The sequence below is a fragment of the Bacillus sp. N12A5 genome, assembly GCF_026790125.1.
Classification (GTDB): domain Bacteria; phylum Bacillota; class Bacilli; order Bacillales; family Bacillaceae; genus Bacillus.
Genome location: NZ_JALAMR010000008.1, coordinates 276,171 through 289,695, shown reverse-complemented (window position 1 = coordinate 289,695; position 13,525 = coordinate 276,171). Strand labels below are relative to the sequence as shown.

Annotated in this window: 11 protein-coding genes and 1 other annotated feature; of the genes, 2 read left to right on the top strand and 9 right to left on the bottom strand. The window is 44.9% G+C overall.

Annotated features, from left to right (window positions below):
- Nucleotides 1-31: 31 nt before the first annotated feature.
- Entirely contained in the window at nt 32-2,674 is a 2,643-nt protein-coding gene (valS, locus tag MOC09_RS10785; RefSeq protein WP_268359769.1) for a valine--tRNA ligase, read from the bottom strand.
- 59 nt (nt 2,675-2,733) lie between these two features.
- Nucleotides 2,734-2,956 (bottom strand) — a binding site (T-box leader).
- A 165-nt stretch (nt 2,957-3,121) separates the two neighbouring features.
- Here valS and MOC09_RS10780 point away from each other — a divergent pair.
- A complete protein-coding gene (locus MOC09_RS10780) occupies nt 3,122-3,313 on the top strand; it encodes a hypothetical protein (protein WP_010330262.1) in 192 nt (63 codons plus the stop codon).
- An 18-nt stretch (nt 3,314-3,331) separates the two neighbouring features.
- Here MOC09_RS10780 and cotN read toward each other — a convergent pair whose 3' ends face one another.
- The 8 genes from cotN to hemA form a co-directional block, all read right to left on the bottom strand.
- Nucleotides 3,332-4,357, bottom strand: a complete 1,026-nt coding sequence (gene cotN / locus MOC09_RS10775) for a spore coat protein CotN (protein ID WP_268370493.1) — start codon at nt 4,355-4,357, stop codon at nt 3,332-3,334.
- A gap of 32 nt (nt 4,358-4,389) precedes the next feature.
- Nucleotides 4,390-6,390, bottom strand: a complete 2,001-nt coding sequence (locus MOC09_RS10770) for a LysM peptidoglycan-binding domain-containing protein (protein ID WP_268370492.1) — start codon at nt 6,388-6,390, stop codon at nt 4,390-4,392.
- A gap of 133 nt (nt 6,391-6,523) precedes the next feature.
- Nucleotides 6,524-7,816, bottom strand: a complete 1,293-nt coding sequence (gene hemL, locus MOC09_RS10765; RefSeq protein ID WP_268359773.1) for a glutamate-1-semialdehyde 2,1-aminomutase — start codon at nt 7,814-7,816, stop codon at nt 6,524-6,526.
- Between the two features lie 29 nt (nt 7,817-7,845).
- Nucleotides 7,846-8,820, bottom strand: a complete 975-nt coding sequence (hemB, locus tag MOC09_RS10760) for a porphobilinogen synthase (RefSeq protein WP_268367075.1) — start codon at nt 8,818-8,820, stop codon at nt 7,846-7,848.
- A complete protein-coding gene (hemD, locus tag MOC09_RS10755) occupies nt 8,817-9,605 on the bottom strand; it encodes a uroporphyrinogen-III synthase (protein WP_268362573.1) in 789 nt (262 codons plus the stop codon). The genes hemB and hemD overlap by 4 nt, the downstream gene beginning before the upstream one ends.
- The gene (gene hemC, locus MOC09_RS10750) at nt 9,595-10,539 is read right to left on the bottom strand and encodes a hydroxymethylbilane synthase (RefSeq protein WP_268362574.1); all 945 of its coding nucleotides are present in this window, start codon (nt 10,537-10,539) and stop codon (nt 9,595-9,597) included. The genes hemD and hemC overlap by 11 nt, the downstream gene beginning before the upstream one ends.
- A 33-nt stretch (nt 10,540-10,572) precedes the next feature.
- On the bottom strand, nt 10,573-11,403 hold the full coding sequence (locus tag MOC09_RS10745; protein ID WP_268362577.1) for a cytochrome c biogenesis protein: 831 nt from the start codon (nt 11,401-11,403) through the stop codon (nt 10,573-10,575).
- Between the two features lie 7 nt (nt 11,404-11,410).
- Nucleotides 11,411-12,778, bottom strand: coding sequence for a glutamyl-tRNA reductase (gene hemA, locus MOC09_RS10740; protein ID WP_268362578.1), 1,368 nt, complete (start codon nt 12,776-12,778; stop codon nt 11,411-11,413).
- A gap of 227 nt (nt 12,779-13,005) precedes the next feature.
- Here hemA and MOC09_RS10735 point away from each other — a divergent pair, with 227 nt between their 5' ends.
- Nucleotides 13,006-13,503 carry a hypothetical protein gene (locus tag MOC09_RS10735; protein ID WP_268370490.1) on the top strand — a complete coding sequence of 166 codons (498 nt, stop codon included), beginning with the start codon at nt 13,006-13,008 and terminating at the stop codon, nt 13,501-13,503.
- Nucleotides 13,504-13,525: the final 22 nt, after the last annotated feature.

Genomic DNA, 13,525 nt, shown 5'->3' with positions numbered 1-13,525 from the left:
CGGTTTCCCTAGAAACCGCCCCGGCTTTTCATTAACCCTTTAGCTCAGCCATTCGTTTTTGAACAGCGTCACGCTTTGCCACATAATCTTTTTCTTTTTCACGTTCTTCATCAATTACGTGCGCAGGCGCTTTTTTCATAAATCCTTCATTTCCAAGTTTCTTTTGAACACGCTCGACTTCTTTCGTCAGCTTATCGAATTCTTTTTGCAGACGGGCAATTTCTTCATCAATATTGATTAAGCCTTCTAGCGGAAGAATAACCTCTGCTCCTGAGACAACGGCTGTCATCGCTTTATCAACAGCCTCGATATCGGTGCCGATTTTAAGCACGCTCGGATTCGTAAAGCGTTCAACATATGAACGGTTCGCTTCGAGGCGGGCTGCTATTTCATCTGTGCTTGTTTTAATATACAGTTCAACCTGCTTGCTCATTGGCGTATTGACTTCACTGCGGATATTACGCACGGAACGGATCAGCTCAACAAGAAGCTTCATGTCAGCTGCCGCTTCAGTATCAGTATGCTCCGGCACCACAACAGGCCATTGGCTTACTGTAATCGATTCCCCTTGGTGAGGAAGGTGTTGCCAAATTTCTTCCGTTAAGAACGGCATAAACGGGTGGAGCAGGCGCATCGTTTGATCCAGTACGTAAGCAAGGATAGAACGGGTTGTTTTCTTAGCCGCTTCGTCTTCCCCGTAAAGCGGAAGCTTCGCCATTTCAATATACCAGTCACAGAAATCATCCCAAATAAAGTTATATAAATGGCGTCCGACTTCACCAAATTCATATCGGTCAGCGAGCTGGGTCACATGCTCGATCGTTTCATTTAATCGCGTTAAAATCCACTTGTCAGCTACTGATTTTTCGCCTGACAGATCAAGCTCATCGTATGTCATGCCATCCATGTTCATTAATGCAAAACGGGAGGCATTCCAAATTTTATTGGCAAAATTCCAAGTCGATTCCACTTTTTCATAGCTGAAGCGCAAATCCTGTCCAGGAGAGCTACCAGTCGCAAGGAAATAACGAAGAGAATCAGCTCCGTACTTGTCAATGACGTCCATCGGATCGACACCGTTTCCAAGAGATTTACTCATTTTCCGGCCCTGCTCGTCACGAATTAAGCCATGGATTAAAACATCTTTGAACGGGCGCTCATCTGTAAATTCAATGCCTTGGAAAATCATGCGTGACACCCAGAAGAAAATGATGTCGTACCCTGTAACAAGAACGTCAGTCGGATAGTAGCGTTTAAAGTCTTCAGCTGTTACATCAGGCCAGCCCATAGTGGAGAACGGCCAGAGCGCAGAACTGAACCATGTATCCAGCACGTCTGTATCCTGCTCCCAATTTTCGCTGTCCTCAGGCGCTTCAAGCCCGACATATAACTCGCCTGTTTCTTTATGATACCAGGCTGGAATGCGGTGGCCCCACCATAATTGACGGGAAATACACCAGTCGCGGATGTTTTCCATCCAATGTAAATACGTTTTTTCAAAACGGTCAGGCACAAAGTTGACTTTTTCCTCTTTCTTTTGCAACTCAATCGCTGCATCAGCAAGCGGCTGCATGCGCACAAACCATTGTGTAGAAAGGTAAGGCTCAACAACAGCCCCGCTTCGCTCACTATGGCCGACGGAGTGCATATGATCCTCGATTTTGAAGAGAACTCCCGCCTCCTGTAAATCTTTCACTAGCTTTTTGCGGCATTCAAAACGATCCATGCCTTGATATTGCAGGGCATTTTCATTCATCGTTCCGTCTTCATTCATGACAAGAATGCGCTCTAAATTGTGGCGGTTGCCAAGCTCGAAGTCGTTCGGATCATGAGCAGGCGTAATTTTCACTGCACCTGAGCCAAATTCCATATCAACGTAGTCATCACCGACAATCGGAATTTCACGATTTGTAATCGGCAGGATTACCGTTTTTCCGATCAGGTGCTTATAGCGCTCATCTTCAGGGTGAACGGCAACGGCTGTATCACCGAGCATTGTTTCAGGACGTGTCGTCGCTATTTCAATTGAGCCTGATCCGTCAGCGAGCGGATAGCTCATATGATAAAACGCGCCCTGAACATCCTTATAAATAACCTCAATGTCGGATAGAGCTGTTTTTGTCGCAGGGTCCCAGTTAATAATATATTCGCCTCTGTAGATCAGGCCTTTTTCATAAAGCTTTACGAAAACTTCGCGAACCGCTTTGCTTAAGCCTTCATCCAGCGTAAAGCGTTCACGGGAATAATCAAGGCCAAGCCCTAATTTCGCCCACTGGCTGCGAATGAAGTCAGCATATTCTTCCTTCCACTTCCACGTTTCTTCGAGGAATTTCTCGCGTCCCAGATCGTAGCGGGATTTGCCTTCCTCACGAAGTTTCGCTTCCACTTTCGCCTGTGTCGCAATTCCAGCGTGGTCCATACCAGGAAGCCACAGCACGTCATAACCCTGCATGCGTTTCATTCTTGTTACGATATCTTGCAGCGTCGTGTCCCACGCGTGGCCAAGGTGAAGTCTTCCTGTTACGTTTGGCGGCGGAATGACAACAGAATATGGCTCTTTTGTCTGGTCGCTGCCCGCTTCAAAAAATTTGCCTTTTAGCCAAAAATCATATCGGTCTTTTTCAACCGCTGCCGGATCGTATTTCGTCGGCATTGTTTGTTCATTCGTTTCCATGATAACCCTCCAGCATGTTTAAAAATGGCTGAGAACGAAAAAAGAGCTCTTCATCCCTGTAAAAGGACGAAAAGCTCTTTCGCGGTACCACCTTTTTTCATGAACTCTATCAGTTCATGCACTTACAACGGATAACGGGTGTTTCCCGAATTTCTCTACTCTTCTTTCAAGAAATTATGCTCCCGGGCGACCTTCCAATCAGACAACATAAGAAGCCTTTCAGCAAACGGCTTCTCTCTCTGCATGCGTCTTTTTTGTACTCTTCCCGTTCTAAGCAGGTGTATTTATCAGCTCATTATATACATTATTTATGTTCTTTATTATAGTAAAAGTGTTTTTGATTCGTCAATCATCTTTTCCAAAAACACCGCTTTCTATACAGAGGGGCAGGCACCTATTGCCCAAGTTTACATATGATGCTTGTAAATGCGTAGAGGAGGATGCACCTTGAAGAAACGATTCAGCTCTTATTCCCTGCCGCCGTGGGTCAGGCAAATTCGGCTTGTATCCGCGCAAGTGATTATCCCCATTACAATTTTTCAAGGGATCAGAACCATTTTCTTTCCGACAACCTTTGATGTTTTGCTGCTCGCAATCCTGATCTTGTTAGCTTGCGCCCTTCATTTAGACTGGATATAAACAAACAAGTCCGCGCCATTAAGACGTGGACTCGTTTTCAGCCTGAAATTTTTTCTCTTGTTCAATCTGATGAATTTTCATTACAAACGGCTCAATATTTTTCATTTGCCAGTAAGCCTTTAATAATTGCGTACATTCATCTTTTTCATGCTGTCTCTTCCCGGTTTGATAACGGTTCAACACCTTGTACATGGCTGCAGGATATGCCATATAGCTGAGAAAAAGACTGACTTCCGCTTCACGCAATGGAAATGATTTCGTGTATGCATAAAACCATTCGACACACTCAGGACAAGCTTTCGGAAAGCCTTTGAACATTTTTGTATAAAAGCCGAGCAAGTCGTTTTGCGGCGGCCCGACAGACGCTCTTTCGAAATTCGTGAAATACCCGGTTCCTGCATCATTATACAGAAAATGGTGGATAGACAGGCTGCCGTGGTTCATCACAACCCTTGAAACGCTTTGTTCTTTAGCTGACTCATACCAGTCCTCCAACCGCTCCAGCGCAAAGTTTACAGCGGATATGGTTTCTGAAAAATAGGTTACGGCCTGGAGTTCAAAAGGGGATAGATACCATTCCTTCTCTGCACTGTCTACAAACTGTTCGTAAAGAATTTTATCATCTTCCCACTTTTTTTTCGTTTGTCCGTAATAACGTTCAATGTCATCTCGTCTGACCTTTATTTCCTGAGCGGTTCTCTCGTGAAGACGGGCTGTTTCTCTAAATAAATATGCATGTTTCTGATCCCGTTCTTCCTCCTGGTCAAATTGGAGCCAAGGCATTAAATAATAGGAATCCCCTGATCGTATGCCACCTGAGAAAAATTCACCGTTATTTGTTCTGTAAACGGGAACAAATGAACGGAAACCTTTTTCCTCAATCGCCACCATATGATCGGTAAACTGTTTGCTGCGGGCCGATTTCAATTTTTTCAGGGCAAATACGCCGTAGTCTGTATACACTTTCCACACAAGAGGACTGACAGGCTCAATAAATTGAGCAGTCAGCCCGTATTCCTGAAGAACCGATTGGGTATCTTCCATTCCATTCACCACATTTTCCGATCGCTTACGGCTTACGCATGGCTGTTGTTATATTGAGGAATATAAAGGATCTGTCCTGCTTTCAATTCATCGTCCAACGCTAAGGAATTCATTCTGATCAGCTGCTGGGAGGTAATATCGTACCGTTCGCATAAACGTTCGATCGTGTCTTCCTGCTGAACAATGCATATTTTCATTCTCGAAAACTCATCCTCTTCCCTCGTAAAGAGTTTTGTTAAATAAAGAGAATTATCACTTTCCTTTGTTTGAGGTTCCTTCGTTTCAGCAGCAGGAGCAGCCATAGGAGCAGCATCAGCTTCCTTCCTTTCAGGCTCAGAGGTTTCCGGCAGCTGGAAGGATTGAAAAGGAGTTTCTTCCTCAGGCTCTTCAGCCGGAGGTATTTTTCTCACTTCAATTTCAAAGCTTTCCTCCTCTTGTTCTTCCTTTTCCAGCAGCTTAGGCGCTGAATAAAAAGAATCCTCCTCTTCTTGTTCGGGCAGGAATGTACGGTATGCCGGTTCAAGCTCTGCTTCTTGAGGTGCCTCCTCCGAGCTTGCTTTTTGAGTGAATTGAAAGTGCAAAGCGGCTTCATCTCGCTTTACATATGCAGCTGATGCTGGTTCCCTCTCTCTTTCTTCTTTGGAAAGGACAGCCTCAGACACAGTCTTCGATGCTTCATCAGCTTCTTGACGAAGCACGGGCTCTGTTTCTTCCGTTCGATCCGCTTCTTTCGTTTCCTGACGAAGCACAGGCTCTCTTTCTTCTGTTCGATCTGCTTCTTCCACTTCTTGGCGAAGTGCGGGCTCGGCTTCTTCCGTTCGATCTGCTTCTTCCGCTTCTTGGCAAAGTGCGGGCTCGGCTTCTTCCATTCGATCTGCTTCTTCCGCTTCTTGGCGAAGTGCGGGCTCGGCTTCTTCTGTTCGATTCACTTCTTCCGCTTCTTGACGAAGTACAGGGTCGGCTTCTTCCGTTCGATCTCCCTCTCCTGCTTCTTGGCGAAGTGCGAACTCCGCTTGTTTGGATTGATCAACTTCTTCATTTTGAGCCTCTTGGCGCATCGCATATTCAAGTATAGGAGACACTGCTTTTTCCTCCGAGATCGCAGTCTCTCCTTCCAAAACAGGAGATTCTTCTGCTCCAGAATCTTCACGAATCTCTGCTGAAGAGTTCGCTTTTTCACGAGCGTCCGCTATTGAAGCTGCTGCTAGCTCTGGCGTTTCTTTTTCTGCATTAACGATCTCTTGACTCTTCACTTCTGAAGTTTCAAGCTCTGGGTCAACTTCTTCTGTTTCCGCTTCTTCACGAAATTCTTCTTCCGGCGCGATAAATTCTTCCGGCTCGGCTTTCACTTTCACATCTTCTCGTGCCTCTGCTTCCGAAGCAACTGATTCCGGCGCCTCAGATTCTGCTTTTTCTGTTTCAAGCTCTTCACGGAGACCCGCTTTCGAGACAAAAAGCTCCGGCGTTTCAGCTGGCGTAACATCTTGGAAAACCGCTTCCTCTGCCGGAGGTGCATCCGGTTCTAATCCACTTCGTCTTGGCGGCTCAGAAAGTTCTTCCTCTCTGAATGCCGCAGGAGCTTCATATAATGGAATTTCCGGCTCTTTATCTGCCGCATCATCCAGAAGCCCTTCAATCGCTAAATCAGCCTGAATCGTTAATATGCGAGAATCAGTTAATTGATAGTCGAAGGCATCAATAAAGACGAAGACATCCTGTAAATGGCTCACTTTATTTTTCGGAATGGTAATATCCACAGGAAAACAGTGAGTCAGTTCCGCGCTCCCATCCTCTCTCTTTCTGACTTCTTCAACAAACCGCTTATCCGTATAAAACTCCTCAGTATGTTTGTTTTGATCTATGTTGTACTCACCTGTAAGTTCAAGCGATCCTCTGATTGATACATAATCATTTACTTCCTGAACCCTGATATCAGGATCTAATGAAATAGATAGAAGTTCAGAAACTTCCTGTCCTTTTTGGAAACAGATCGATTCTTCTACAGAAAATTGCAATCGATGATTTTGCGGCAAGTTCATATCCTCCTTTCATCTAATCCTTAAAATTAGATGTCACTAAAGGTGTATGTATGAACTAGGAAAAATATGAGTGGGGGAGCACACAAAAAAACCGGTACAAGGTTGTTCTTGTACCGGTTTTATACTCTTATCCGCGGCTGATCTCAGCGAATACTTTCTCAGCTGCCTGGATTGTGTTTTCAATATCTTCATCAGTATGGGCCGTTGAAAGGAAAAGGCCTTCGAATTGTGATGGCGGAAGGAATACACCTTCATTTGCCATGCCTTTATAGTAGTTAGCAAACAGCTTCAAATCAGAGGCTTTGGCTGTTTCATAATTGATGACAGGTTCGTTTGTAAAGAAGAAGCCGATCATTGAACCTGCGCGGTTAAAGGTATGCGGAATGCCGTGAGCCTCGGCGGCTTTTGAAATGCCTTCTTCCAGCCTGTCGCCTTTTTTGATGAAATTCTTGTAGGATTCAGGTGTCAGCTGCTTCAATGTTTCTAAGCCAGCCGTCATCGCAAGCGGGTTGCCTGACAATGTGCCGGCCTGATAAATCGGACCGCTCGGAGCGATCTGCTCCATGATTTCAGCCTTGCCGCCATAAGCACCGACAGGAAGCCCGCCCCCGATCACTTTTCCTAAACAAGTCAGATCAGGCGTTACGCCGAAGTATCCTTGAGCACAATTATAATCGACGCGGAAGCCTGTCATTACTTCATCAAAAATCAGCAGGGAACCGTATTGCTCAGTGATATCACGCAGCCCTTGCAGGAAGCCTTCTTGCGGCGGAACAACGCCCATATTTCCGGCAACCGGCTCTACAATAACACCCGCAATGTCTTCACCGTATTGCTGGAAAGCAAGCTTGACACTTTCTAAATCGTTGTATGGAACGGTGATGGTGTTTTTTGCAATTCCTTCAGGCACACCGGGACTGTCAGGCAGACCAAGAGTCGCCACACCAGAACCCGCTTTAATCAAGAGGGAATCGCCATGTCCGTGGTAGCAGCCCTCAAATTTTAAAATCTTGTTGCGGCCCGTATAGCCTCTTGCCAAACGGAGGGCACTCATTGTGGCCTCTGTTCCGGAGCTGACCATTCGTACAATTTCTACAGATGGCACACGATCAATGACGAGTTTTGCCAGTTCATTTTCTGCTTCAGTCGGAGCACCGAAGCTTGTCCCGTATTCAGCCACTTTTTTGAGGCTTTCTACGACGCGGTCATTTGTATGCCCTAAAATTAAAGGTCCCCATGACAAGACGTAGTCAATATATTCATTTCCGTCAATATCAAAGATTTTTGAGCCTTTTCCGCGCTCCATAAAAATCGGGTCCATATCAACCGATTTAAAGGCGCGAACGGGACTGTTCACACCGCCCGGCATGAGTTTTTGCGCTTCATTAAAAGCTGCTTTTGATTTTTCATAGCTTCTCATCTGCCTCAACTCCTGTCAACTGAATAAAATTACTCCGCAAGCCATTTCGCTGCGTCTTTCGCATGATACGTAATAATCAGGTCTGCACCTGCGCGCTTCATGCTTGTCAAAATTTCTAACACGATTTCTTTTTCTTTGATCCAGCCGTTCTGCGCTGCAGCCTTGACCATTGAATACTCTCCGCTTACATTATAAGCGACGAGCGGCAAAGTAAACTCATTTTTTACGTCACGCATGATATCCATATATGAAAGCGAAGGTTTGACAATCAAAAAGTCCGCGCCTTCCTCGACATCTGATTGTGCTTCGCGGAGTGCTTCCATACGGTTAGCAGGGTCCATCTGATATGTTTTTCGGTCCCCGAATTGCGGCGTGCTGTTTGCTGCATCACGGAACGGACCGTAAAACTCACTTGAATATTTCACAGCGTAAGACATGATCGGAATATTGACGAATCCTTCTTTATCAAGCGCTTCTCTGATCACTGTAACAAATCCGTCCATCATGTTTGACGGCGCAATGATATCCGCACCTGCTTTCGCCTGGCTGACTGCTGTCTGCGCCAAAAGCTCCAGCGATTCATCATTGAGGATGACCCCGTCTTTGACAAGTCCGCAATGGCCGTGGTCTGTGTATTCGCATAAGCATGTATCAGCGACAACAATCATTTCAGGGAAGTGTTTTTTAATCTCTGTGATGGCTTTTTGGACAATCCCGTGATCGTGGTACGCTTGCGTTCCGCAATCATCTTTTTCTTCAGGGATGCCGAACACGATGACAGATTGAATGCCCAGTTTGACCAGCTCCGCCACTTCCTCCTTCAATAGATCTAATGATACATGGTAAACATCAGGCATTGATGGAACAGCTTTTTTGCCTTCCAGCCCTTCAACGACAAAAATCGGATAAATAAAATCTGATGGATGTAAACGTGTTTCCTTTACCATCTCTCTCATTGCTTTTGATGACCGCAGGCGGCGGTGTCTGTTAAATGATTGACTCATATTCTCTCTTCCTCTCTTGACATGCTGCACATTAACTCAAGCATGCCATCTATTGTAAATGTATCAGGCGTATGCGAGGTGATGCCATACGTCAGCAGGGCGTCCCTTGTTAAAGGTCCAATGCTGATACAGGACGTCCCGTTCGCCTTCCATTTTTTCAATTCTTCCCCCACGACATGCATAAACGTATGTACGGTTGATGAACTCGTAAATGTTACATAGTCAAATGAATATTGACCCGCAGCCTCTTTCAGTGCCTCGATGCCTTCTTCATCAGGAATCGTTTCGTAAACAACCCATTCCTTCACTTCAAAACCGAGCGGGACAAGCTCTTGTTTTATCACATCACGTGACAAATTGCCTTTCACCACTGTAATCCGTTCCGCCGGTTCAGCATGCTGCTTAAGAGCCTCCGCCAATTGTTCAGCAATATAGTCCTTAGGCATGACATCAACCGATACGTTATACGTTTCCAAACGGCGGGCCGTTTTTTCACCGACAGCCGCAATTTTTTTATGCGCAGGAAGAATGAGCTGATTTTCCTTTAGATAAGAAAAAAAGAAGTCCGCTCCATTCACACTTGTGAAAACAAGCCAGCCGGGTGCAGCAAGATCCGCTTTCACCTGTTTCGCAACATCATTCGGCAAAGCCGGGCGAAACGTAATCAAAGAGGTCAAAACCGTTTTTCCGCCAAGCTCCTCCACTTTTTGCCGAAACGACTTTGCCTGCGCCTTATTCCGGGTGACCAGCACAGTTTTTCCTTTCAGCGGAACATCATTTTCCATCCTCATCAAGCTCCCGTTTCACACGATCGATTAATTCTTTAGCTCCTTTGTCAGCCATAAGAGCGGCACAGCGCTTTCCGACTTCCTCCGGATCGCTTCCTGTTACGGTTTCTTTAAAAATGATCTTGCCGTCAGGAGAAGCGACAAGCCCTGTCAGTTCAATTTCATCCTGCCCGTTTAACACTGCGTAGCCTGCGATCGGAACCTGGCAGCCGCCCTCCATCGCGTTTAAATAAGCACGTTCCGCTAACACGGTTCGTTTTGTATATTCATCCGTAAACTGAGAAAACAACGCCAGTAGCTCATCATCCGATTCTCGGCACTCAATCGCCAATGCTCCCTGACCCACAGCAGGCAAACAGCGCTCAGGTTCAAGGAATTCAGTTACGACGTCTTGCTTCCACCCCATTCTGGAAAGTCCGGCAGCAGCTAAAATAATTGCGTCATAATCCTCAGTTTCCAGCTTTTGAAGTCTCGTATCTATATTACCTCTAATCCATTTAATTGTAATGTCAGGACGCTCGATCAAAAGTTGTGCGCTTCTTCTTAAACTGCTTGTGCCGATGACAGCGCCTTCCTTCATTTCTGAAAGCTTAACGCGATTCTTTGAAATAAGGGCATCACGAGGATCTTCCCGTTCAGGTATACAGCCGATCATAAGGCCTTCAGGCAAAACAGCAGGCATGTCCTTCATGCTGTGTACCGCCATATCAATCTCTTCGTTTAAAAGCGCTTGTTCAATCTCTTTGACAAACAGCCCTTTCCCGCCCACCTTTGAAAGCGTAACATCGACGATCCGGTCGCCCTTTGTCACGATTTCTTTAATTTCAAAGGCAAACGAAGGATTGATTTCCTTCAGTTTTTGAATGACCCATTTTGTTTGAGTCATAGCGAGTTTGCTCCGTCTGGAACCTACTTTAATCGTTCTCATCATTTTCTTTCCTCCCGAATCTGCTTGGGACGTCATTTAACTGAACCAATGGAATTGCGACAGGCTTCCAAGCAGGAAATAATTGATCATCAGCACGAGAAAACAAGCCGTATTCCACAGTGCCGCGACCTTTCCTTGCAGCTCTTTAATCAGCCTGATATAAAGATAATAGCTGTACAGCAGCAGAACGACAAACGAACCAAGCACTTTGGCGTCGAACCAATACAGCGTTTCTAGTGAGACATACGCCCAAATGACGCCGAGAATCAAACTCAGCAGCAGCATCGGGACCCCGATGACATTCAGAACATATGCCATATAATCAAGCTTAGACAAATCTTCTATTCTCAACATCCATTTTCCCCATTTTTTCTTTTTCAGCAAATGATATTGAAACAGATATAGCACAGAAAAAACGAAAGAAAGGGAAAACGCGCCGTATGAAAGAATCGCCATTGTAATATGAATCACCAAAAGCTCAGATACAAGCTGCCCTGAAAAAGCGGCTGACTGCTGCTCTGTCGGTGAAAATGTATGAATGGCGATCATAGAAAACCCTATTACATTTGTAAAAAACACAATAAAGTCAACTCGTAGAAGCTTTGTCAGTACAAGTGACAGCGTGACAAGCACCCAGGCATAAAAATAAAGCGCCTCCGTCACATTTAATACCGGAAACCGCCCCGTCACCCACATAAAGTAGGCCAAGTATACGGTTTGCAGAGTCCAGACAATAGAAAGCAACCAGAAGGCCATTTTTCCAGCCTTCCGGTTGTGTTGAAGAAAATCTATAAAATAAAAGAGTACACTTAATGCGTAAATGACGATTGTCCCCTCATTAAGTCTTGCCATTGCAGTATCAATCATTCAGCTTTCACTCACTTACAAGTGGGGCAAAGCCCGCTTTTGATTCAGCCTTCTTAAAAGAATGGACCTTTTGGCTGCTTTCAACAGTTTTCATCATTTGACGGCCCGCAGCTTCTTCAATATCAAAAATCTGCATAAACAAGGCCAGTTTCTCTTCAGAATCAGCATCTGCCGCAAGCTCTTTCACCTTTAATATCGGATCGCGCAGCATTTGGTTAATGATACTTTTGGTGTGTTTGTTCAACAGTTTTTTCTCTCTAGTGCTTAAGTGAGGCAGCTTCCGCTCGATGCTGTCCATTGTTTCTGACTGGATGGCAAGCGCCTTTTCCCGCAATGCGGAAATAACCGGCACAACGCCAAGTGTATTCAGCCATTGTTTAAACTCCACAATGGTTTCTTCAATTAACAGTTCAACTTTTTCAGCCGTTTCTCTCCGCTCTTTCATGTTCGCCTCTACAATGCCTTCCAGATCATCGATATCATACAGAAAGACTCCTTCAAGATCATTCAGCGCGGGATCAAGGTCTCTTGGAACCGCAATGTCCACCATAAACAGCGGACGTCCCTTGCGAAGCTTATTCGCGTTTTCCATCATTTCTTTGGACACAACAAAATCACTTGCGCCAGTTGAACTAATTAAAATATCGGCCTCCGCAAGCGCGCTTTCCAGCTGATTCAAGCTTCTTGCTTCACCGGAGAAACGGTCTGCAAGCTCCTTCGCTTTCAAGTATGTTCGGTTAATGACAGTGACCTTGCCGATTCCCTGTCCGTGCAGGTTTTCCGCAGCAAGCTCGCCCATTTTTCCCGCACCGAGAATCAAGATGTGCTTGCTTGAAAGGTTCCCGAAGATTTTTTTGGCAAGTTCAACTGCTGCATAGCTTACTGACACTGCATTTGAGCCAATGTCGGTTTCAGCGTGAGTCCGTTTGCCTACTGTAACAGCCTGCTTAAACAGCTCATTAAAAATAGTCCCGATCGTTTTTTCTTGCTGAGCTGTTTTGAAGCTGTCGCGCACCTGGCCAAGAATCTGGGTTTCACCAATCACCATAGAATCAAGTCCGCAGGCTACACGGAATAAATGCTCAACAGCCGCATCACTCTCGTAAAATGTTAAGAACGGTGACAGCTCTTCTTTGCTTAATTGAAACCAATCAGCTAAAAACTTTTTTATATAATAACGGCCGGTATGGAGCTGGTCGACTACCGCATAAATTTCAGTGCGGTTGCAGGTGGAAACGATGATGTTTTCAAGAATGCTTTTCTTTTCCTTCAGCTGCACCATCGCTTCTGCCAGCTCATTCGGCTGAAAGCTTACTTTTTCACGTATTTCAATAGGGGCGGATTTATAATCTACTCCCACAACAAGTATATGCATCGCTTTTTACACCCCCAACACCCAATCTTTATTTATAATTATTCTAACATAGAACTCATTATTTGTAATAATTATAACATAGTTTCTTTCACAAAATGTGAACAGATTTTAAAATTCTTATGCTATATTAGAAAAAGCTTCATGGAAAAGAAGCATTCCTATTGACAATACCAAAAACAACAGAAATTTACTACACATCAGCTCTAAAGAACAAGAAGGTGATATGCATGAAACAAAAATCAATTTTATTCCCTTGTCTGCTCCTTGCCGCAACTGTATATGCATGGCTTGAAAGCGGCCAAGCCGAACTGTTTTCTGGACAGGGGCAATGGCCTGTTCTCCTCATGCTGTTAGGCGCTGCCTTTGTATATCAAGGAAAAAAGGAAGCCGTCACACCCCATTTCTTTATCGGTTTGCTTCTTTTCGGGATTGGTTTACACTTTTTCGCAAAACCAAAATGGGCATGGTGGCCGGATGATTTTGAAATGCTCCTCTTTATGATCGGCTTCTCACTTTTCGTTTCAACCGTTCAGAAAAAAGAATATGTATATGAGGCTGTGTCGATGATTTGTTTTTCCCTGTTTCTGTACTTTTTCAAACAAATTATGGCGTGGCTTGAGTCTGCACATATTCCGACAGCGCTTCTGAAAGAGTATTGGCCGTTTGTCTTTATTGGAATCAGTTTATTGTTATTATTGATAAAACGAAAAAAATCTATACGATAAATAAAACCGGCAGAGAGTCTTC

What these genes read in the sequence shown, in the direction of transcription:
- valS (WP_268359769.1), bottom strand. Translation starts at nt 2,674, where the DNA reads ATGGAAACGAATGAACAAACAATGCCGACGAAATACGATCCGGCAGCG.
- hemA (WP_268362578.1), bottom strand. Translation starts at nt 12,778, where the DNA reads ATGCATATACTTGTTGTGGGAGTAGATTATAAATCCGCCCCTATTGAA.
- hemC (WP_268362574.1), bottom strand. Translation starts at nt 10,539, where the DNA reads ATGATGAGAACGATTAAAGTAGGTTCCAGACGGAGCAAACTCGCTATG.
- MOC09_RS10735 (WP_268370490.1), top strand. Translation starts at nt 13,006, where the DNA reads ATGAAACAAAAATCAATTTTATTCCCTTGTCTGCTCCTTGCCGCAACT.
- hemD (WP_268362573.1), bottom strand. Translation starts at nt 9,605, where the DNA reads ATGGAAAATGATGTTCCGCTGAAAGGAAAAACTGTGCTGGTCACCCGG.
- cotN (WP_268370493.1), bottom strand. Translation starts at nt 4,357, where the DNA reads ATGGAAGATACCCAATCGGTTCTTCAGGAATACGGGCTGACTGCTCAA.
- MOC09_RS10745 (WP_268362577.1), bottom strand. Translation starts at nt 11,403, where the DNA reads ATGATTGATACTGCAATGGCAAGACTTAATGAGGGGACAATCGTCATT.
- hemL (WP_268359773.1), bottom strand. Translation starts at nt 7,816, where the DNA reads ATGAGAAGCTATGAAAAATCAAAAGCAGCTTTTAATGAAGCGCAAAAA.
- hemB (WP_268367075.1), bottom strand. Translation starts at nt 8,820, where the DNA reads ATGAGTCAATCATTTAACAGACACCGCCGCCTGCGGTCATCAAAAGCA.